The following is a 22,816-nucleotide window of genomic DNA, read 5'->3' on the forward strand; positions in this document are numbered from 1 at the left end:
ATTTTTATAAAATTTTAGGGTGCAAAGATAAACATTTTGCACCATAAAATTTATAACTATGTGTATTTTATTTAATTACACCTAATTCTTTACCTACTTTGGTAAAGGCGGCGATTGCTTTATCCAGGTGAGCAACTTCGTGTCCTGCCGAAATCTGCACACGGATACGGGCTTTTCCCTGAGGTACAACAGGATAGTAGAAACCAATCACATAAATTCCCTCGTCCAACATCTTGGATGCGAATTCTTGCGCTAATTTTGCGTCATAAAGCATTACAGGCACGATTGGGTGGAAACCTGGTTTGATATCAAATCCAGCAGCCGTCATTTTTTCACGGAAATAAGTTGTATTTGACTCCAATTTATCGCGCAATGCAGTTGTCTCACTCAGCATATCTAAAACCGCTACAGAAGCTCCTGCAATTGCTGGTGCCAGGGTATTAGAAAATAGGTATGGACGTGAACGCTGACGTAACAAATCGATGATTTCTTTTTTACCGGAAGTGAAACCACCAGAAGCACCGCCTAAGGCTTTGCCCAAAGTGCCCGTAATAATGTCTACACGATCGATAACATTGAAAAGCTCGTGTGTACCACGTCCCGTTGCACCGATAAATCCAGTACAGTGCGACTCATCGATCATCACTAGCGCCTGGTATTTGTCTGCTAGATCACAGATCTGATCCAATGGAGCTACAGATCCATCCATCGAAAATGCGCCATCTGTAACAATGATTTTATGTCTAGCACCAGATGCAGCCTGCAATTGTGCTTCCAAATCAGCCATATCTGCATTTTTATAACGGAAACGTTGTGCTTTACACAAACGAACACCGTCAATGATAGAGGCGTGATTCAATTCGTCAGAAATGATGGCATCTTCAGCACCAAATAAGGGTTCAAACACACCACCATTCGCGTCGAATGCTGCCGCATATAAAATAGTATCTTCTGTTCCGAGGAACGTAGAAATTTTTGCTTCTAATTCTTTATGCACATCTTGGGTTCCACAGATGAAACGTACGGATGACATTCCATAACCATGTGTATCAATCGCTTTCTTAGCTGCTTCGATTACTTTGGGGTGCGAAGACAGACCCAAATAATTGTTCGCACAAAAATTGACAACTTCCTGTCCTGTACTCACTTTGATGTCTGCTCCTTGAGGCGTAACGATTACACGCTCTTGTTTATACAATCCCGCTTCTTTGATTGCTTCCAATTCCTTTTCTAAAACTGGTTGTAATGTATTGTACATAATTCGATTTTATTTTTTTATACAATATTACAGTTTTTTCATTGGAATAAGTTGCTTTACCTTTCGAGAAAAGGGCTATTCACGGAGAATTCACCCCAAATCAATGATTTGGTAACATTAAACCGATTGCATAAAATTCCTTTTTTCAATCGCCCTACTTTTCCTCTTGCTTTGATAGCGACCAACAGGGAGACAACCGCGAGACATCTTCGGGCTGCAAGCAGGGTGAATGTACCTTGTCTCTATAGTAACTCCACTTATAAAAGGTGGACTCAATGTAGACTCAACGTGGACTCATTGTACTTGCAATCCGAAGTTAGTATAATCTTATATCGACTTTGGTCGCTCGCATTTTAGATGAAAAATGCCGCAATTTTGCAAGCAGATAGAAGTGAAAGCTAGCCGATTTAGGCTATCGCATAAAAAAAGTCTTATCTATAAAAATTTCGTAAAAATAGAGCGATAGGGGGGCCAATGTGAATTACTCGTAACGAAGCGCGTCGACGGGATCCAGTTTAGACGCTTTTGAGGCGGGGTAATAGCCCGATAGCATACCAACGAGTCCACATACCGCAAAACCTAAAATTATCGCTCCCCAAGGTATAATAAAGGATGTGCCGAGCTGTAGCGCCAGGATATTACCGATCAGGATACCAATAAAGATTCCGGCCACACCTCCGATCATACAGATCACGATGGCTTCCATCAAAAATTGTTTCCGTATAACACTCGGTGTTGCACCGATCGCCTTGCGTATGCCTATCTCACGGGTACGTTCAGTAACCGAGACTAGCATAATGTTCATCAATCCGATTGAAGCTCCCACAAGGGTTATAAAAGCAATCACCACGGCTCCCAAAGTAACCATAGCCATATTTTGCATCAGCATCTGGGCAACCGCATCTGATTTGGTGATTTCGAAATCATTGGACTGCCGTGATGCCAATCCGCGGATATTTCTAAAGACGATGGTAGCTTCGCCGATTGCGGCTTCCAATCGCATGGGATCATTGGAAGAGACAGTTATCACATAGGAGGGCTCGGTACCCTGCATCACTGCCCGGGCCTTGATCAGTGGAATAAAGCAGGCCCTATCCCCGCCCATCCCGGCAGAAGAACCTTTACTTTTTAAGACTCCTATCACCAAATAGCGGATATTGTTAACCGTAATAAACTGCCCTATTGGATCAATAATTTCGTTGAATAGCATTTTACTCACTTCACTACCGATGATAATCACGCCACTACCTGTTTCAACCTCCCGCGTAGAAAAATTACGGCCTTCGCTAACAACATACCCTGATGTCTGCAGATAATTTTCATCTGTCCCGATCAGGCCGATATTGGGGTTTGTTTTTTTGGATTGATATTTTGCGGTCGTATTCCAGCTTACATTAGCACTGATCGATGTCAGCGCATTAAAGTGAAAATCCTGTCTGAATCTTGCAGATTGTGCATAGGTAATATTAGCAAAGACTTTTGAGCGAGTCCCTTCATTACCGATCCGGACATTTAATCCCCGGTTGCGTATGTTGAAGGAATTTGACCCCATGGATGAAAAGGAATCTGTTAGCGAGTTTTTCATGGCATCGATCGAGGTCAATACTCCTATTAATGCCATCATCCCTATGGCAATGATCAGTGCTGTTAAAAATGTCCGCAGCTTATTCCCTACAATGGACTGTAGTGCAAGCTTGACATTTTCAACATAAGACATTTTTACGGCCATAGAGCTGCTATTTATAATTTGTAGGGATGAAAATACTGTAATTCCAGCACAAAACCAAAAAGGCAATTTACTTCCAAGAAATAAATTGCCTTTTGGATGGAATCTGACCTATCCATGCAAGCGGATTATGTTGATTTTGTGGCCATTTTCTGTCTTAATTAATTCTTTTCCATGTCTCGGTGCGTCCAAGCAAGCTCACACCAACATAGCCCCTGATATCAAGCTTATCTCCTTTTAAGGTCATCTTGCAGCTATACGTTTTGCCCGATTTCGGATCGTAGATCTTGCCGTCAACATAGGTATTGCCATCTTTATCAAAATTGGTCAAGATTTCGAGTCCTTGCACATTTCTGCCCTGCAATGCTTTATCTGGGTTTTTTATATCTTTCTTGGGCTGACCGGCTTCATTATTTGGAAATTTCAGCCAATAGAGTTTTCCAAAAAACTTATCGCCTTTCTTGTAAATTTCAACACGACCTTCGCCGCTTGGGTTTTCCCACTTTCCGATGATGGGATCGGTCTGCGCAAATAATGCCACTGTAGTAAGCAGCATTATGAATGACATCATAATTTTCTTCATGGGTCTATTATTTTATGAACTTAATTCTTTCAATTTTCCCCGCTATTGGCGATCCGATCGCTTGTTTAAACGACGTAAGTACGTCGTTCAATTCTTTTCCACCATCGGCAATCGTCATACATAACACGCATAATCGTTGATGACCATACGGCTATAGCATGCATAGCTTCTGAATAAATATACAAAATATTTACTATGCTTGCATATATTTTTTATTCCAGTATTGCTATTTTTCAAACAGCTCCCGCTTACTAATACCAGTTAACAGTCCATCCATCCATCCATCCATCTACCTCAAAGATTTAAAAGCGATGATCTAAACAAAGTTTGGCATCGGGTTTGTACGATAAGTATTATATTATTACTTTATTTACTCTTTATAAATTAGCACATATTATGAAATTTATTATTAGTCTTTTACTTACTGGTCTGGTAGTCGCAATTGCTTGCTGGGTTGTTCCTGGTGCTGAAGTTGCTGGTTTCGGTTGGGCTATCGTTACGGGACTTGTCATTGGATTTGTCAACGCGACTGTGGGATCGATTTTAAGGTTATTTACTTTCCCATTGAATTGGCTTACCCTTGGTCTAGTTTCCTTTATTATTACCGTATTAATGGTCTTGTTGACCGATTCACTACTTGGTTCCAAATTTGATGTACATGGATTTTGGACCGCAGCGCTGTTTGCCATTGTCGTTGCCGTATTGGAAATGATTATTGGCAGTATGTCAAAAGATTAAGAATACATTCATTACATAGCATAAGGGGCTATCCAAAAAATTGGATAGCCCTTTTTCACATTCCTCCACTGATATCATCTGCCAGTTGAAATATATTTTTTACCGGTCCGATTCCTTTAAAATAGTCGCCTTTATGGATGAGTTTATCCCCATTTCCCTCGCTTTTTACAGCAGAATTCGCTAAATTTAATTCTCATAAAGAACTTCTGATATATGTGCGAACACAACCACGAGCATAGCCATGCCACACCGGAGCACTGTCTTACAGCAAAGGAACAGCCTTGGTGGATTACCCAGCGTAAGCTCGTCATGGCTCTCGTCATCTTACTTACTTTACTCCTATTGAAATATGCGTTTAAGATCAGCCTTCCCTTTGGCATCAGCTTGACCTTAAATAGCGTTGCCTACCTTCTCGCGGGAATCCCCGTTATTCAAATGGCATTTCGCAAGGCAAGCCGTGGTGATATTTTTAATGAATTTTTTTTAATGACCGTTGCAACCTTGGGTGCTTTCGCCATTGGAGAATTTGAAGAGGGTGTTGCGGTAATGGTATTCTACCAAATCGGAGAATGGTTTCAGGATACTGCCGTCGATAACGCCAAGAAATCAATCAAATCGCTATTGGATATCCGTCCCGATAAAGTAACGGTCCTGCGCAACGGGCAACAGCAGCAGGTAAATCCAAAAACCGTCACAATTGGCGAAATTATCCTTGTAAAAGCAGGAGAAAAAGTGGCGCTGGATGGTAAATTGAAAACGGAGAAAGCCGCATTTAATACCGCAGCATTGACTGGAGAGAGTAAACCCGATACCAAATATAGGAGCGAAGCTGTTTTTGCAGGTATGATTAATCTGGAAACGGTTGTTGAGATCGAGGTAACCAATACATTTGAGGATAGCAAATTGAGCAAAATTCTCGAAATGGTACAGGATGCTACCGCACGGAAGTCCAAAACACAATTGTTTATTGCCAGATTTGCCAAAATATATGTTCCTATTATTTTCGGCCTCGCGCTTTTGGTTCTTATTTTACCCCTGTTTTTTGTTCAGGACTATAGTTTTAAAGAATGGTTCTACCGGAGTTTGGTCTTCTTGGTGATCAGCTGTCCCTGTGCCCTGGTTGTTTCGATTCCCTTGGGGTATTTTGGTGGTATAGGTTTAGCCTCCCGAAATGGCATACTATTTAAGGGCGGGAACTTCCTCGATGCCATCACCGCAGTCGATACCATTGTCATGGATAAAACGGGTACACTTACAGCGGGTGTATTTGAAGTAACGGAAGTTTTTGCTGTCCATGGAGATCCAACGGAATTACTGAGTTACGCTAAGGCTGTCGAGGCACATTCAACACATCCCATCGCAAAGGCGATCGCCAGTTATCATCCCGGCAGTCCCGCATTGCAAGCTGAGAAAACCCAGGAAATAGCAGGCCACGGACTCCTCGCCACTGTTAATGGAAAACGTACACTCGCAGGCAACAGCAAGTTACTGGACAAATTCAATATCAGCTATCCTGCAGAGCTAAGGCAAGTGGCCTACTCCATTGTATTGCTTGCCATCGAAGATCAATATGCGGGTTATATCACTGTGGCGGATCGGATTAAGCCCGATGCCAAGGAAGTGATCCAAACCATGCGTGCTCAAGGTCTATATACCGTCATGCTATCTGGGGATAAAACAGCGGTAGTAAATGAAGTTGCCAAAGAACTTGGGCTAGACAAAGCTTATGGGGACCTCCTTCCGGAAGATAAGGTAAATCATGTACAACAACTGATCGATCAAGGTCGCCGTGTTGCCTTTGCAGGTGATGGCGTAAATGACGCACCGGTAGTAGCTTTGGCGCAGGTCGGCATTGCCATGGGTGGACTCGGAGCCGATGCAACCATCGAAACGGCTGATGTGGTGATCCAGAACGATGAACCCCACAAGATCCTGTCTGCGATCAAAATCGGTAAAATTACCCGAAGCATTGTTTGGCAGAACGTCATTCTCGCAATGGGGATCAAAATCATTGTCTTGATTCTTGGTGCCGGTGGTGTTGCAACGCTCTGGGAAGCAGTTATCGCCGATGTTGGGGTAGCACTTTTGGCTATTTTAAATGCCATTCGAATCCAGCAGAAAAAAGTCTAAATAAAAGCGGGGCTGTCCAAAAGTTGAACAGCCCCGTTTCTTATGTTTTATCCCGGATCTAATTTAGATCACAAAGAGCAATTTTAATCCCGCCAAGCTTTGTACGCATTGATCAATCCATTTGTCGAAGAGTCATGACTTGTAACCGGATTGGCGTCGCTTAATTCCGGGAGGATTTGATTGGCCAATTGTTTTCCTAGTTCGACACCCCATTGATCAAAACTATAAATATTCCAGATCACACCCTGGACAAAAATCTTATGCTCATACAATGCGATAAGTCGTCCTAAAGTGCGTGGCGTCATTTTTTTGAACAGGATGGAATTCGTTGGGCGATTACCTTCAAAAACTTTATAGGCTTTCAGTGCTTCAATTTCCTGGTCCGACTTTCCGGCTTTCTTAAATTCAGCAACCACTTCGGCTTCCGTTTTGCCATTCATCAAAGCCTCAGTCTGCGCAAAAAAGTTAGACAACAGCAATTGGTGGTGGTTTCCGATCGGATTAAGACTATTGGCAGGTGCAATGAAATCACAAGGAATCAACTTGGTGCCCTGGTGAATCAACTGATAGAAGGCGTGCTGCCCGTTCGTACCAGGTTCACCCCAGATAATCGGTCCAGTCTGATAATCCACCTGTTGACCATTGCGATCAATATACTTACCGTTACTTTCCATATCCCCTTGTTGGAAATAAGCGGCAAAACGGTGTAGGTATTGATCGTAAGGAAGAATTGCGTGACTTTCCGCTTGGAAAAAATTATTGTACCATACACCAAGCAAAGCCAATATCACGGGAATATTGGATTCAAAGGAGGTTTCCTTAAAATGAACATCCGCTTCATAGGCACCTTTCAACAGTTCCTCGAAATTATCGAAGCCTATTGCCAAACTGATTGAAAGACCTATTGCAGACCACAGGGAATAACGTCCGCCCACCCAGTCCCAAAACTCAAACATATTCTGGGTATCTATTCCAAAGGCACGTACTGCTTCTGTATTGGTGCTCAATGCAGCAAAATGCTTAGCGACATCTTCCTGAAGGGCACCACTGGCCAGAAACCAATCTTTAGCGGTATGGGCATTGGCCATCGTTTCCTGTGTTGTGAAAGTTTTTGATGCAATCAAAAACAACGTTGTTTCAGGATCCACAGCTTTCAATGTTTCAGCAATGTGCGTACCGTCTACATTGGAAACAAAATGGACATTTAAACGTGTCTTATAAGCCTTTAATGCTTCTGTTACCATTACAGGGCCGAGATCTGAACCTCCGATACCGATATTAACCACATCGGTAATTTCTTTTCCTGTATATCCTTTCCACTGACCAGATAGAATCTCTTCGGTGAAAGTTCTCATGTGTGCCAACACCCGTTTAACATCAGGCATGACGTCCTTTCCATCCACATACACGGGTTGATCGGATTGGTTTCTCAAAGCAGTATGTAACACCGGTCTATTCTCGGTCACGTTGATCCGCTCGCCAGAGAACATAGCCGCTATCGCTTCTTCAAGACCACATTCTTTAGCCAGCTGTACCAAGAGCGCTTTTGTCTCTGCAGTGATCCGATTTTTGGAGTAATCCAAAAGTATATCTTCGAAAGCGATCGAGAACTTCTCAAAACGTGCGGGATCTGCGGCGAAAAGTGTGCGTAGATCATTTTTTTCGCTATTGTTAGATAGACCTGATAAAGAACCAAAATGCTGTGCTAGATTCTTATAGGCCTCAGTCTTTGTAAAATTAATTTTTGGGAACATACTGTTTTTACTGAAATTAGTTGTTTTAAACATCAATAAGAGCCTTCCGTATTTCATTGTTACACATCGTGTAGATCCTTAAATGAAGGTTTATTCTGTTGACAATACCAAAACTAAAAAAAAAAGGTCAAATTATCTCTATTTGACCATCTATAGGACGCGAAGTTATTAAGATAGAAGCGCGAATTTATTAATTAAAATTTCTACTTTAGCGGATATGACAAAAGAACAAATTCAAGACTTGAGGGATCGTGTTACTTCCCTGAGGAGGCATCTTTGACATCGATGCACGCAAAGAAGAAATAGAAAGAGATCAAGCTATTACGCTTGAAGCAAGCTTTTGGGATGATTCCAAAGCTGCAGAAAAAATACTCTTGGCCATAAAAAACCAAAAGGTATGGACAGACCACTTCGACGAAGTTGCAGCGGCGGTTGAAGACGCCTATGTCATGTATGAGTTCTTCCAATCTGGCGACGCGAGTGAAAAAGAAGTGGACGATCAATATAGAGTAGCTTTAGAGAAAGTCGAGGAGCTCGAGTTCAAAAACATGCTCAGTGCCGAAGAAGATCAACTGGATGCAATCTTACAGATTACAGCTGGTGCCGGAGGAACTGAAAGCTGTGACTGGGCTGCCATGCTGATGCGGATGTATATTATGTGGGGCGAGAAAAATGGGTATAGGGTGACCGAACAAGATTCGCAGGAAGGTGATGTTGCAGGTATCAAGAGTGTAACGTTACAGATATCCGGAGATTTTGCTTATGGCTACCTGAAGGGCGAAAATGGTGTACACAGGCTCGTTCGGATTTCTCCATTTGATTCCAATGCAAAACGCCATACCTCGTTTGCTTCTGTTTATGTCTACCCTTTGATTGATGATAATATTGAGATTGATGTTAAGGATTCAGAAATCGAATGGGATACTTTCCGCTCGGGTGGTGCAGGAGGTCAGAATGTCAATAAAGTGGAAACAGCTGTTCGATTACACCACAAACCTACTGGCATTATTATTAAAAATCAGGAATCCAGATCGCAATTACAAAACAAAGAAAATGCGATGCGCTTATTGAAATCACAGTTATATGAGATTGAAATGCGTAAACGCCAGGAAGCTACCGCTGCTATTGAAGGAAACAAAAAGAAAATCGAATGGGGATCCCAAATTCGAAATTATGTCCTCCATCCTTACAAGTTAATTAAAGATTTACGGACCAATTACGAAACCTCCAATACACAAGCTGTCCTGGACGGTGATCTAAATGATTTTCTAAAAAATTATCTAATGGAATTTGGTGGATAAAGACTATTCCGAAACTTGATGATATTGAAGACGTCCCCCTTTGGAGGCGTCTTTTTTTTTGTACTATCCTTTGCTTTTTTTATTTGGCTTAAGCTGAATTTCTTCAACCTGCACATTGCCCCCTTTCCTACACAGTTTGTCACAAAAACTGTCAATTTCTTTTAACAATCTGCATGCAAATGTTAAAAAACCTTAAAAGTCTATTGAATCGATCGTCGTTATATTTTGGCATAATTCTGTTACAATAAAATCACAAAACACTACAAATCAACAGATTAATTACTTATTATTTGTATCAAGAACGTTACAATTAGAAGGGATTGCTTATTTTTGGCACGAAATAAAGGCATGTCTTTTGCGTTTATGGAATCGTAATATTTTCATTACAAAAGATACCGACAGCGGTATCTCTTTAAACACTGAACGAAAGAATGTATATCTAAAATAGAACGGTTATGAATTACATGAAAGACAACTCGATCGTATCCAAGCAGATGGCCAAACAATGGAAGCCTGCGGTATATGATGTAAATGCAGGAGAAAAGCGATCTGATCATACAGTGAGCAAAAACGAGGAAAGCAACTTTGGTCCAAAAGAATACGGTATTTTTGGAGCAACTTTTTTTATACTATTTGCGTCAGTTTTTGGCGTATACATGCTTCAACCAGATTTTGATGCATTACGTTTCCAACGTTTAGACAGCATCGGCGGAACATTTTTAATTGCGTTGGGAATATTTCTAGCTGTTGTTGCTATCAGCTTTTTGATTTTTTTGATTGTACTGCATCGTAAATATAAACCCATCGCTTCTGTATCGGACGATGAGCTACCGACTTGTACGATTATCGTTCCAGCTTATAACGAAGGACAATTAGTTTATGATACCTTACATAGTTTGGCTAGCAGCGATTATCCGGAGAAGAAATTGCAGATTATTGCAATCGACGACGGTAGTAAAGATAATACCTTTGCTTGGATACAACGTGCCAAAATGGAATTGGGCGATCGTGTTGAAATTTATCAGCAGCCCAAGAATATGGGTAAGAGACATGCCTTGTACCGTGGATTTAAGTTAGGTACGGGAGAGATTTTCATCACGGTTGATAGTGACTCTATTGTTAAAAAGGATACCATACGTAATATGGCGAGTCCATTTGTAACAAACAAGGAATGTGGGGCAGTTGCGGGTAATGTGCGTGTATTGAATACTAAAAAAGCGATTATACCGCGTATGTTAAATGTGAGCTTCGTATTCAGCTTTGAGTTTGTACGTTCTGCACAAAGTATGTTGGGTACGGTAATGTGTACACCAGGAGCATTATCTGGCTATCGTAAAGAGGCTGTCATGAACTGTTTGGAAGATTGGATTAACCAGACTTTTATGGGACAACCGTCTGATATCGGTGAAGATCGCGCGATGACCAATATGATCCTGAAACAGGGGTATCATGTTTTATTTCAATCCAACGCATACGTTTATACCGACACACCTGTACGTTACAAAAATCTGTACAAGATGTTTATCCGTTGGGAACGAAGCAACGTGCGTGAAAACATTGCGATGAGTCAATTTGCCTTTAAGAATTTCCGTCAGGGACCTAAATGGGGAGCACGTATCTTATTGCTTATGCAATGGAAAAAAGTGTTATTGTCTTATCCGATGATGTTACTGATGTTATGGACCGTATTTCATTATCCACTGATGTTCTTAAGCTCAACATTGGTCGGCATCTTAATATTTTCCAGCGTCCAGGCCTATTTCTTTGCTTCCAAAAACTCGGATGCCAAAGAAGCTTTCTGGGCTTATAGTTACAGTATATTTTATGCTTTCAGCTTATTCTGGATTACACCGTATGCTATAGCGACCGCTGGACGCAGAGGTTGGTTGACAAGGGGTTAAAATTAACGCAAAGAACGTATATTTACAGCTATATATGAGAGATTTTAAGGTAAAAAAGATTGCCATCATTGGTCAAGGGTATGTGGGATTACCATTAGCGATAGCATTTTCCGATTTTTTTCCGGTGATTGGATTTGACATAAATAAAATACGAATTGAAGAACTTAAGCAGGGGCTGGACCGCACCTTAGAAACGGATCAAAAGGAGTTGAAACGAGCGCGAGAATTATTCCATATGTCTAACCGAAGCAAAGGTTATGATGCGAGTAATTCTACCGCTGATATTGCGGATGCAAATGTGTATATCGTTACTGTTCCAACTCCGATAGACCGTTATAATTCACCAGACTTGTCACCCTTGTTGAAGGCTTCCAAAATGATTGGTGAACTTTTAACAGTAGGTGATCTGGTGATCTATGAATCTACCGTCTATCCTGGTTGTACTGAAGAAGAGTGTATACCTGTTTTGGAAAGTTGCTCGGGATTAAAATTTAACCAAGATTTTTTTGTTGGTTATTCACCAGAACGTATTAATCCAGGCGATAAAGTAAATTCACTTCAAAAGGTCATGAAAGTGACTTCTGGAAGTACACCTGAGGCAGGATTGGTGGTAGATGGACTTTATAAGAATATTATTGAAGCCGGGACACATTTGGCGCCCTCAATCAAAGTTGCCGAAGCGGCCAAGGTGATCGAAAATGCGCAGCGCGATGTAAATATCTCCTTTATGAATGAGCTCGCGCTAATCTTCGACCGTGTAGGAATAGATACACAGGATGTGTTAGATGCTGCGGGCACAAAATATAATTTTCTACGTTTTAAACCAGGATTAGTGGGCGGTCATTGTATTTCTGTAGACCCCTACTACCTCGCTCAAAAAGCAACACAGCTTGGTTATCACCCGCATGTTATTCTCTCAGGAAGAGAGGTGAATGATCACATCGCCTCCTTCATCGCATCAAAAGTGGTGAAATTGATGATTCAGAAAAACATCAAATTTGAAGGGGCAAAAGCGTTAGTATTGGGCATCACCTTCAAAGAAAACTGTCCTGATATCAGAAATAGTAAAGTTATAGATATGATTCAGGATCTTCAAGAATTTGGTCTAAAAGTCGACATTTATGATCCATGGGTCAATAGAGATGAAGTGAAATCACATTTTAATTTAAAACTATTATCGGATCTTCCCGAATCTGCAGATTATGACAGTGTTATTCTAGCTGTGGGACACAGAGAGTTCTTACATTTAGATCTCAATAATTTAAAAAAGAACCCATCCGTTGTTTTTGATATCAAGGGCATACTCGACAGAAAATTAGTAGATGCCCGCTTGTAGCGATTGGTTTTAATTATATTGAATACTTTCTCAGATCTTGATCTACTTAAATTCCCAGCAAGTAGATCAAGATTTTTTGTTACCTAGCATCTTGCGCAATCGTTTGATTTAAAAAAACATTATCAAATGTTTTGTTTTTAATACTAACTTAACACCACAATTATAAATTTGGCCTAATTAAACTAAGGGAGTACACAAATTGCGGTAATTATGGAACAGTTAGATGACACCGTGCTATTCGTTGGGATACAAGCCAATGACCGTCATGCTTTTTCGGAATTAGTCAATCGCTATTCTGCTATACTTTTTCGATTTATACAACGCCGTGTTTCCTGTGTTGAAGACTGTGAAGATATCCTGCAGGAGGTATTTGTTGCCCTTTGGAACAATAGACACAAAATCAGCATTGAATATTCGCTTTATCCGTATCTTTTTAAAACAGCCAAATACAAAATCATTGACTGGACTATTCATGAACAAAGGAAAGTTGCCCGTGCTGAAAACCTCACCCAGACCTTCCAAACACAAGCTTTAACTACGACATCTGAAGAAGAACTATTAGCAAAGGAACTTGCTGTACTTATCGAGCAAGAAGTTGACAAGATGCCTTCAACGATGCGGTCTGCTTTCTCGCTTAGCAGAAAAGAATCCATGTCTATTAAAGATATCGCTACAGAGCTTGCTCTATCAGAACAAACCGTGAAAAACAATATATCATTGGCTCTAGGCTGGCTCAAGCTTCGATTTAAATAGTGGCAACGCTATATGAACTTCTCTCATGTAGTCTCATTTTTCCAATAGTCTCATCATTTAAATCAACTGGAATACAATAATTTATATTTTTTTTGATTTTTCTTCGGTACTTCTCTTCGCATAAAGAGATTATAGGTTTGTATGAAGGAACAAGAATCATCAGATCAAGCCAAAGCCTTGCTTAAAAAATACTTGGAAGGCCAATGTACAGCTGCGGAAGAACAACAGGTACTCCGTTGGTTCTATACATTGGATCAATCCGATAAAGAGCAATCTCAGGAAGAGCGGCCAGCGGACGAAATTCCGCCCCACCTAGCGTCGCGCATCAATGCTAGATTAGACGCCCGGCTATTTGATGAGCAAACCCCTATCAAACGACTGAGCTGGATACGATCCAAATGGATGGTTGCTGCTATGCTTATCGCCATTTCGGGATTTAGCTTCTGGTTCTATCAAAAATTATCTTCAAAAGCCGAGATACCGCTTACATTAGCGGCTGAGGTGCGTTCCCACAATAAGACTTTTCACAATGATATCCTTCCAGGGGGGCATTATGCAAAACTAATAACACCGACAGGAAAAGAGCAGCAGCTGGCAGATCCATTTGTTCAGCAGCATAATTCGACGACAGAAATAGCGGGTAAAAACTTCCGGGTTGATGTGCCAAAGGCCGGTACCTATATGGTCATTTTAGAAGATGGTACAAAAGTATGGCTCAATTCGCTCACACAGCTTTCTTACCCGACACATTTTGAAGCAGATCAACGTCAAGTTACATTAACGGGAGAAGCTTATTTTAAAGTCGCGAAGGATGCCAGCCGACCTTTCCGCATCCATGCCAATGGCACAACGATCGAGGTCCTGGGAACCACATTCAATGTCAACGCTTATCAAAATGAAGTGTCCACCTCACTCGTAGAGGGAAGTGTAAAAGTCCTTAAAGAGGGTAAGCAGACCATTATTAAACCCGGTGAGCAAGCGACAACATTGGCAAATGATATTCAGGTCAAAGTAAGTGATCTAGCACAAAATACCGCATGGCAGCGCGAAGAATTTTATTTCGACGGCAACAATTTCAACGATATCACGCAGCAAATTGCACGGTGGTATAATGTTGAATTTATAAATATCGAAGCCATCAATACCCCCTCTACGTACAGAGGCTCCATTAGCAGAAACAGTAAGCTTTCGGAAGTTTTAGAAATCCTGGCTTTAGCGACAGGGCGAAAATTCGACATTAACGGAAGGAAAGTAATAGTACAATGAAATTGATTATCTACCTTAAAAATTTATCTATGGCATAAACCTCCACTTATCGCCTGGCAATAACAAAAGAAGGGGATGTTGACGCATCCCCAGTTAAATCCAAGGCTTATTTTACTGATTACCAACAGAAATTTAAAACCTCAAAAATCATTCTAATTTATGAATTTTTTTTCTCCAATGAAAAGGCAGGAGAAAACACGGGAATTCCGGGTGCCTCCAGCCTTTAAAACTTTATGTATGATAAAGTTAAGCACTCTTTCTTTGCTTTCCCTTGCTTTGGGAGCACATGCCTCGGGAACTGCACAAACAGTCAATCTCTCCTTAAAGAAGGTAAAGGTTGAGAAAGTCTTACAAGAAATTTCTAAGCAAACCGACTTACGATTTTTTTATGATGAAAAACTGCTGGATAATCTGCAGCCCATCAGTGTGGACGCAAATCACGCTTCCATTTCGCAAGTGCTGTCCAAAGCACTAAAAGGACAGAATCTAAGCTTTCAGATTCTCAACAACACCATCGTAATTTCCGAAAAACAACGTACAGATATCGAAATTACAGGTACAGTTCGCGATGCGCAATCAGCACTTGCCGGTGTAACGGTATCTGTGGAGGGAAATTCCGCATTATCTACAAAAACAGATGCCAACGGACATTTTTCGCTCCGTATACCCGAGAAAGCGGTGCTGACATTTCAGTATATGGGCTACACAACAGAGCGTATACAGGTGGGAAATCAACGCACATTGAATGTGACTTTACAAACGAGCACCTCACAATTAGATGAGGTGGTGGTCGTGGGTTATGGTACACAACGAAAAATCAATTTAACGGGCGCTGTTGACCAGATTTCTGCCAAAGAAATTGAAAATCGACCTGTTACCAATTTAGGTGCTGCCTTGCAGGGATTGATTCCCAACTTGAACATCACCAATGCCAGCGGTAATCCTTCGCAAAGTGCAAAATTCAATATTCGGGGTATTACTTCAATCAATGGCGGTGAGCCGCTTATATTAGTAGACAACATTCCTGTTACTGGCGATGAGCTCGCAAGACTCAATCCAAATGATTTTGAAAATGTATCGGTGTTAAAAGATGCGGCCTCGGCTGCTATCTATGGCGCTCGTGGCGCATTCGGTGTAGTTCTTGTAACAACCAAATCTGCCAAGTCAGAAAAACTTCAAGTCAACGTGGGGATGAGCACCCAATGGCGCACCACAGGTAAATTGCCTGAGATTTTCACAGATCCGCTTACCGTGATGCAATATAAACACGATGCAGCTTACCCGCTGTATGATTTGTATCCGGATGCCGTACGCGAATATGCGAAAAAGCTTCAGCAGGACCCTAGTTTACCGAACACGATCCTAGACCCTACAAACCCAGAGAAATGGGCTTACTATGGTCAAACTGACTGGATGAAGGAAGCCTATAAAAAAATGGCTCCAACCAATACGCTCAACTTGAGCTTGGGTAAAAGAACCGACAAATTAAGCTATTTATTTTCCGGTGAATACTATAAGCTCGATGGTGCCCTAAAATATGGGAATGACAAACTTAACCGTTACAATGTCCGCAATAAAATGGATATGCAAGTCACCCCTTGGTTGAACTTCGGAAATAATACGATATTAACAAGCCGACAATATGAAGCTCCAGTTTTCATGAGCGGTGATTTCTTCTGGAATGTAAACCGCACCTCATCTTTGGATGTTCCAAAAAATCCGGATGGTAGCTGGACGCAAGCAGGGGCTGGCCTTTTGGGACTATTACAAGAAGGAGGACGAAGAAAAGAAAACATCAACGAGTTTCAAACAACATTCAATGCCAAAGCAGATCTGATCAAAAACATATGGACAGCCAATGCCGATGTTACTTTCCGTCGTTCCTTTGGTGTAACTGATGGTTTTAATCGTCCTGTGCAGTACAAGACCGGGCCGAATGCTACGCCTCAATATGCAGGTGGAACTGTACCTTCCGCATATAAGCGGCAGGAAAACACCCGATATGATGTAATCAACGTGTATACACAATATACACAACAGTTTAATGACCACCATGTCAGCGCCCTAGTCGGTTATAACCAAGAATATCGGAATACCGAAATAAATTACGCCCTTAAAAATGGTCTTTATTCGGCTGATATACCATCCATCGGTTTAGGTAGTGGAGCGACAACAGTTACCCATAGTATCGACGATTATGCACTGCAAGGGGTATTTTATCGCCTGAACTATGATTATAAAGGGCGTTACCTTATTGAATCAAATGGCCGTCTGGACGGTTCTTCGCGCTTTCCAAAGGGTGACCGCTGGGGATTTTTCCCGTCGGTATCAGCGGGATGGGTACTTTCTGAAGAGCAATTCTTTAGCCCGCTCAAATCTGCGATAAACTTCTTAAAACTTCGGGGCTCTTACGGTCAATTGGGTAACCAAACCGTCTATGACCAGGCTATGAATCCGCTAAGTTATCCTTATTTGCCATCTATGGCAGTCGATAATGGTATTCCTCGCGTTATTGAAGGCAATCGTCCGATATCCCTTAACCCACCATTAGTCGTGGCCAAGTCCTTAACCTGGGAACGTATTTCAACAATCAACGGCGGTATTGACCTGACTGTACTCAACAACCGTCTGAATACGACATTTGATATTTACAAACGGACAAACGAGGGGATGCTAATCCCAGGAAGAACGCTTCCCGGGGCTTTTGGAGCTGACGCGCCGAACTTCAATGCGGCCGACATGAAGACGAATGGTTGGGATCTACGCATTAGCTGGAAAGACAAGTTCGACCTAGCTGGATCGCCATTCCATTACAACGCTACATTTACACTGGCAAACAGCAAAGCTACCATTACTAAATTTGATAATCCAACGGGTGATATCAGACAACATTATGCCGGACAGCGCATCGGTGAGATATGGGGTCTTCAAGCAGATGGTTTCTTCCAAAATGAGGATGAGCTAGCTAAACTGAACCAAACCGACGTGGGAACGGACGATCAACAATATAAATTCTATGTTGGAGACATTAAGTTCAAGGATATCGCTGGAGGGCCAGATGGAGGGCCTGACGGAAAGATCACGAAAGGAAAACAAACGCTTGCTGACCATGGTGACCTCAAAATTCTAGGGAACTCGGAAGTTCAATATCCATATAGCTTTGACCTATCAGGTTCATGGAAAGGTTTTGACCTACGTGTATTCCTTCAAGGTGTCGGAAAAAGAGACTGGTATCCACCGGGCAGCCAAATCTATTTTTGGGGAATTTATGCACAACCCTGGACGAATGTGACCAAGCAAAACTTAGACCATTGGACTCCAGACAACAGAGATGGGTATTTTCCACGGATAAAATCGTACAGTGCAGAAGATACGGGGGAAGAACTCGGTATGCCGAATACACGTTACTTGCAGAATGCTGCTTATTTAAGGGTAAAAAACATCACTTTCGGCTATAGCCTTTCGCAGAATTTTACAAAAAGAATTGGCTTACAAGCCGTGAGATTCTATTTAAGTGGCGAGAATCTATTTGAACGCTCAGGGCTTAAAGTAAGCATAGACCCAGAAGCTCTAGGAAGCACACGAGTATATCCTTTCCAACGCACTTATGCATTTGGATTAAATGTTAAGTTTTAATACGCATATTCATGAAAATATTTCACTATACTACACTAGCATTGTCTTTGTCACTACTGACAATAAGCTGTAATAAAGACTTTTTGGATCGTAGCAACAAGACTGCTGTGACAGACCAAAATTTCTTTAAAACGCCGGAAGATCTCAAAACCTATACCAATGGCTTTTATCGATTTATGGGCGCATCATATGACGACATCTTCTCAGATAATATCGGTGGATTCACAGGAAGCAGCTCAACCAACAATATGCTACGTGGTACGCTAACACAAGGCAACGCATCTGGTTGGTCCGATGAATGGAAAAATTTACGCCGCATCAACTATATGATGGATCACCTTGGTACTGTAACCGGCGATCAGGCACAAATAGACCATTATGTTGGCATCGCCCGTTTCTTTCGTGCCTACATCTACTTTAATTTAGTGCGCGATTACAACAATGTTCCTTGGTATGACACGGCTTTGGGTGCTGAGGACGAAGCGATGTACAAGGACCAGGATTCGCGCGAGGTTGTTGTTAAACATATGATGGAGGATCTTGAATTTGCCGCAGCCCATATCAGAGAAGATAAAGTGGCCGGTAATTTCAAAGAACGCGTAACACAAGGCGCGGCATTAACACTGTTAGCTCGCATTGCCTTGCACGAAGGAACATTCCGTAAATACCACGAGGAGTTGAATTTACAAGCTACAGCAGATGAGTTCCTAAAGAGAGCCGTTTCAGCATCCCAAGAAGTTATCAATTCTGGGAAATATAAAATTCATAACACCGGCGCCAAAGAAGTTGACTTTAGAACATTGTTCAGCAGCAACAATCTATCGTCGAATGCAGAAGCGATTTTTATCCAAAAGAATGACCGTTCACTGGGTATTGCAAACAATTCACATACCGTATTGGACTGGCAATGGGCATTAAGCGGAGAATTAATGGAAGAATTTCTAACAGCTGACGGGAAATCCTTTACATCAACTCCGGATTATAAAACGAAAACCTTTACGCAAATATTTCAGAACAGGGATCCTCGCCTGGCTGAAACCATTATGCCTGCCGGATTTAAAACCGATCCGAATAATCCTACGCCTTATTTAATAAAACCTAGTTTTGGCGGATATCTACAGATTAAGTTCTACCCTAGAGATCCTGCTCTTCGCGGTGGTTGGGTAGCAAACTACACCGATCTTCCTATTATGCGTTATGCCGAAGTATTGCTTATCAATGCCGAAGCTAAAGCCGAATTGGGCACGCTTACACAAGCTGATTTGGATGCAACCGTGAATGTTTTACGTGGGCGCGTCGGTGTACCAGCGTTACAGTTAGCAACAGCCAATGGACAGGTAGATCCTGTTCTTGCGGCACGCTATCTGAACGCTCAAGGAGCCAATAAAGGAGCCTTGTTAGAGATCCGTCGTGAGCGCCGTGTAGAGCTTGCCTGTGAAGGTTTCCGTTTCAACGATGTGCTCCGTTGGAAATCCGGCGACCTACTTGCCGTTGCTCCGCATGGAATCTACGTACCTGCATTAGGTGCCATGGACGTTACCGGTGATGGAAACCCGGATATTGCCATTCTTGAAAATGAGAAAGCAACAGGTCCAATCGACCAGTTACCAGATGCTGTAAAAACCAAACTCGTAAAATATTACCTCGATGGGGGCGCATTTTACCTCAGCAACGGTACTTCGGGATATATTATGATGACTGTTGACCAAAAAAATAAGCGGTCATTTGTCTCGCCAAAATACTATTACAAACCAATCCCATTGGGACAAATAACATTGAATCCTAATCTAAAACAAGTCTTTGGATGGGATAAATAGTTAATAACCTTATTCACTTTTTGCTAGCTCTGAAACCGGAGCTAGCTTTTTTATTTAAACAACATGAAATTATTCCAATTACTTGCCTGCTGTCTTTTGCCAATTCCCGCCCTTTTTGCACAGCAACGCGTCGGTCGGGTTTTTGAAGATCAGAATGCGAATAACCTGTTCGAACAGAACGAGAAGCTGATCGGTGGAGTAGTAGTATCCGATGGCTATGACGTGGTAAAAACCAATAGCGACGGAACGTATACGCTGCCCCATAATCCTAATGCCCGCTTTTTGTCTGTCACTATACCTAGTGGTTACAAGGCTACCAAAACACATTACATCCCTTTGCGCGCGGATGTCAAAAATTTGGACTTCGCTTTAGTTAAAGATGTGGTCCAACAAAATGATTTTCTACGGTTTATCCAAATCACCGACACAGAAACACCTCTATACGGCCCTTGGATTGATAATGTCAGAAACTACGCCAAACAACAGCGTGCAAGTCTGATCATGCATACCGGGGATATTTGTTATGAACCAGGCATGCTTTTTCATGCCAAACAGGTGAACAGTGAACTCATGGGCAGACCGACTTATTATACGGTCGGTAATCATGACCTTGTCAAAGGTGAATATGGTGAGAAGCTATTTGAAGATCTTTTTGGACCGACCTATTACTCATTTGATGCCGGGCCAGCCCACTTCGTCGTTACGCCAATGCCAAATGGAGATTATAAACCCAGTTACACTGCTGATCAGATCATCGCCTGGCTCAAAAAAGACCTAGCTGCCATGGATAAATCCAAGCCGTTGATCTTTATAAACCATGACTTCTTTGTCGGGCCTGACTTTGTACTTAAAGGAGAAAAAGAACAGATTGATTTAAAACAATATAACCTTAAGGCCTGGTTCTATGGACACTGGCACAACAATTTTGTCTTCAAACAAAATGGTGTCTATGTCGTTTGTTCCAATGCCCCCAACAAAGGTGGTATCGATAATTCTGCCGCACAGTTTGTTGTCGTCGATATTGACAAACAAGGAATCAAGAATATCAAGCCGATCTACACAAACTTACGTGACCACATCCAGTTGGTTCGGCCCGTGAGCAATCAGCCGTTAAATGCAGACCAAACACTGCCTATACTGGTCAACGCCTACGATAGTGAGCGACAAATACAGGGTGTAGACCTCACGGTATACGCGCATGATACCGGAAATCGCATAAGCTCGATTCCGTTGAAAGCCGCCGGAGATTGGACATGGCAAGCAAATGTCCCTTTCAAAAAACAAAATCATAAAGGACAATACGATGCACTTATCACCGTTCGCTACGAGAATGGCGAACAGACCTTAAAGAAAGAAACGTTTAACCTTGCGCCAGCAGAAAATGATAAGATTAAACTACAGTGGTCCACTTCAGTAAGCGGAAATATCTGGAAGACAAGCCCACTGGTTGTTGGCGACAAACTTTTTATAGCCACAATGGATGATGGTTTAGGAACCAATCACGCGATCAAAGCCCTGGATAAACATAGTGGGAAAGTATTGTGGTCTCTGCCAACGATAAATTCTATTAAGCATAGATTGCGTTTCAGCGACGGCATATTATTGGCTACGGATGTTGAAACTAATGTTTATGCCATTGATGCAAATACAGGCAAAGTCCTCTGGACAAAGAAACCTTCGGCTCCAAGTCTCCCGACCTTTGTTTCTGGCGCTGCGCTTGATAACGGGATCTATTATACTGGATTAGGAAAACGAATGTCTGCGATTGATATCCATACGGGTAAACCGTTATGGGAAGGTGTAGAACCTTCAGGGGGAGAAGCTACTCCAGCAGAGCTATCGGTTGTCGGTCAGGTCCTTTTAGCTGGATACAACTGGAATGCACTCTGTGCTTATGATATCCATACCGGAAAACTCCTTTGGAAGCGTCAAGAAGATGGTTTACGTTTTAGAACTGGTGGGGTAACCGCTCAAAATGATTACATCTACACGACTGGCCTCAACGGCATCTTTAAGATTGATCTAAAAACAGGAGAAATCATACAAAAGAGCATTAAAACCGACGATTTTAAGGTGATGACTGCGCCAAAAATCGGTGACAACCTTTTGGTTATGCCAACGTCCACCAACGGAATCAAGGCCTATAATCTGCAGACTTTGGAAGAGAAGTGGCATTTTCCCACTGGAGAAGCGCTGGTCTATTCTTCTGCATACAGTAGTCCTGATAACCGTAAGCTGGTCGGTACAGTTGAATCGGCAGTTATTGAAGTCAAAGACAAGTTAGTGTTTGGTGCTTCAGACGGCTATGTCTATGTCCTTAATAAAGCGGGTAAACTCCTATCCAAATTCAACTTGGGTGCCCCTATATTTTCGGACATCACAGTGGATGGAAATTTGATTTATGTGGCTGATTTCGCCGGAAATGTTTCGTGCTTTAAACTCTAGTAGCCTAAATAAAACAAGCGCGGATCTAACTTTCATTTAGGTTAGATCCGCGCTTACTTTTTCTATTTTTACAAGCGGATGCACATTCCATTTCTGCTCAAGATTAACAAATCGTAGGATAGCTCTGTACCTCATCTTACCTAAAGTCAGCTACGGTCCTCAGTCTTTTATA

General features: G+C 41.9%; 14 protein-coding genes. 10 read left to right on the forward strand and 4 right to left on the reverse strand.

What is annotated here, in order from left to right:
• Positions 1-67: 67 nt before the first annotated feature.
• From kbl to B3P16_RS23390, 3 genes are all read right to left on the reverse strand, one after another.
• Positions 68-1,258 (reverse strand): glycine C-acetyltransferase, encoded by a 1,191-nt coding sequence (kbl, locus tag B3P16_RS23380; protein ID WP_120335698.1) that lies wholly within the window; start codon positions 1,256-1,258, stop codon positions 68-70.
• A gap of 481 nt (positions 1,259-1,739) precedes the next feature.
• On the reverse strand, positions 1,740-2,987 hold the full coding sequence (locus B3P16_RS23385; protein WP_088159803.1) for an ABC transporter permease: 1,248 nt from the start codon (positions 2,985-2,987) through the stop codon (positions 1,740-1,742).
• Between the two features lie 154 nt (positions 2,988-3,141).
• A complete protein-coding gene (locus B3P16_RS23390; protein WP_070565860.1) occupies positions 3,142-3,567 on the reverse strand; it encodes a DUF2147 domain-containing protein in 426 nt (141 codons plus the stop codon).
• Between the two features lie 396 nt (positions 3,568-3,963).
• Here B3P16_RS23390 and B3P16_RS23395 point away from each other — a divergent pair, with 396 nt between their 5' ends.
• Together B3P16_RS23395 and B3P16_RS23400 are read left to right on the forward strand one after the other, a co-directional pair.
• On the forward strand, positions 3,964-4,305 hold the full coding sequence (locus B3P16_RS23395) for a phage holin family protein (RefSeq protein ID WP_286844749.1): 342 nt from the start codon (positions 3,964-3,966) through the stop codon (positions 4,303-4,305).
• 213 nt (positions 4,306-4,518) lie between these two features.
• Positions 4,519-6,435, forward strand: a complete 1,917-nt coding sequence (locus tag B3P16_RS23400) for a heavy metal translocating P-type ATPase (protein ID WP_286844751.1) — start codon at positions 4,519-4,521, stop codon at positions 6,433-6,435.
• An 83-nt stretch (positions 6,436-6,518) separates the two neighbouring features.
• Here B3P16_RS23400 and pgi read toward each other — a convergent pair whose 3' ends face one another.
• On the reverse strand, positions 6,519-8,189 hold the full coding sequence (pgi, locus tag B3P16_RS23405; protein WP_286754257.1) for a glucose-6-phosphate isomerase: 1,671 nt from the start codon (positions 8,187-8,189) through the stop codon (positions 6,519-6,521).
• A 217-nt stretch (positions 8,190-8,406) separates the two neighbouring features.
• On the opposite strand from pgi, the gene prfB reads away from it, so the two are divergent.
• From prfB to B3P16_RS23445, 8 genes are all read left to right on the forward strand, one after another.
• A protein-coding gene (gene prfB / locus B3P16_RS23410) for a peptide chain release factor 2 (protein ID WP_112375267.1) occupies positions 8,407-9,490 on the forward strand; the annotation gives its coding sequence in 2 pieces (ribosomal slippage) (positions 8,407-8,466 and positions 8,468-9,490; 1,083 coding nt in all).
• A 455-nt stretch (positions 9,491-9,945) separates the two neighbouring features.
• Entirely contained in the window at positions 9,946-11,391 is a 1,446-nt protein-coding gene (locus B3P16_RS23415; RefSeq protein ID WP_201303443.1) for a glycosyltransferase, read from the forward strand.
• A 34-nt stretch (positions 11,392-11,425) separates the two neighbouring features.
• The gene (locus tag B3P16_RS23420; RefSeq protein WP_286754148.1) at positions 11,426-12,727 is read left to right on the forward strand and encodes a nucleotide sugar dehydrogenase; all 1,302 of its coding nucleotides are present in this window, start codon (positions 11,426-11,428) and stop codon (positions 12,725-12,727) included.
• Positions 12,728-12,937: 210 nt separating this feature from the next.
• Positions 12,938-13,480: an RNA polymerase sigma factor gene (locus tag B3P16_RS23425; RefSeq protein ID WP_286754149.1), complete on the forward strand. Its 543-nt coding sequence runs from the start codon at positions 12,938-12,940 to the stop codon at positions 13,478-13,480.
• A gap of 141 nt (positions 13,481-13,621) precedes the next feature.
• Positions 13,622-14,746 (forward strand): FecR family protein, encoded by a 1,125-nt coding sequence (locus B3P16_RS23430; RefSeq protein WP_286844752.1) that lies wholly within the window; start codon positions 13,622-13,624, stop codon positions 14,744-14,746.
• 237 nt (positions 14,747-14,983) lie between these two features.
• Entirely contained in the window at positions 14,984-18,382 is a 3,399-nt protein-coding gene (locus tag B3P16_RS23435; protein ID WP_286844753.1) for a TonB-dependent receptor, read from the forward strand.
• Between the two features lie 11 nt (positions 18,383-18,393).
• On the forward strand, positions 18,394-20,199 hold the full coding sequence (locus tag B3P16_RS23440; protein ID WP_286844754.1) for a RagB/SusD family nutrient uptake outer membrane protein: 1,806 nt from the start codon (positions 18,394-18,396) through the stop codon (positions 20,197-20,199).
• Between the two features lie 63 nt (positions 20,200-20,262).
• Complete coding sequence (locus B3P16_RS23445) at positions 20,263-22,644, forward strand: PQQ-binding-like beta-propeller repeat protein (RefSeq protein WP_286844756.1); 2,382 nt, start codon at positions 20,263-20,265, stop codon at positions 22,642-22,644.
• Positions 22,645-22,816: the final 172 nt, after the last annotated feature.

Source organism: Sphingobacterium sp. UBA7631 (genome assembly GCF_002483935.1).
Lineage (GTDB): Bacteria > Bacteroidota > Bacteroidia > Sphingobacteriales > Sphingobacteriaceae > Sphingobacterium > Sphingobacterium multivorum.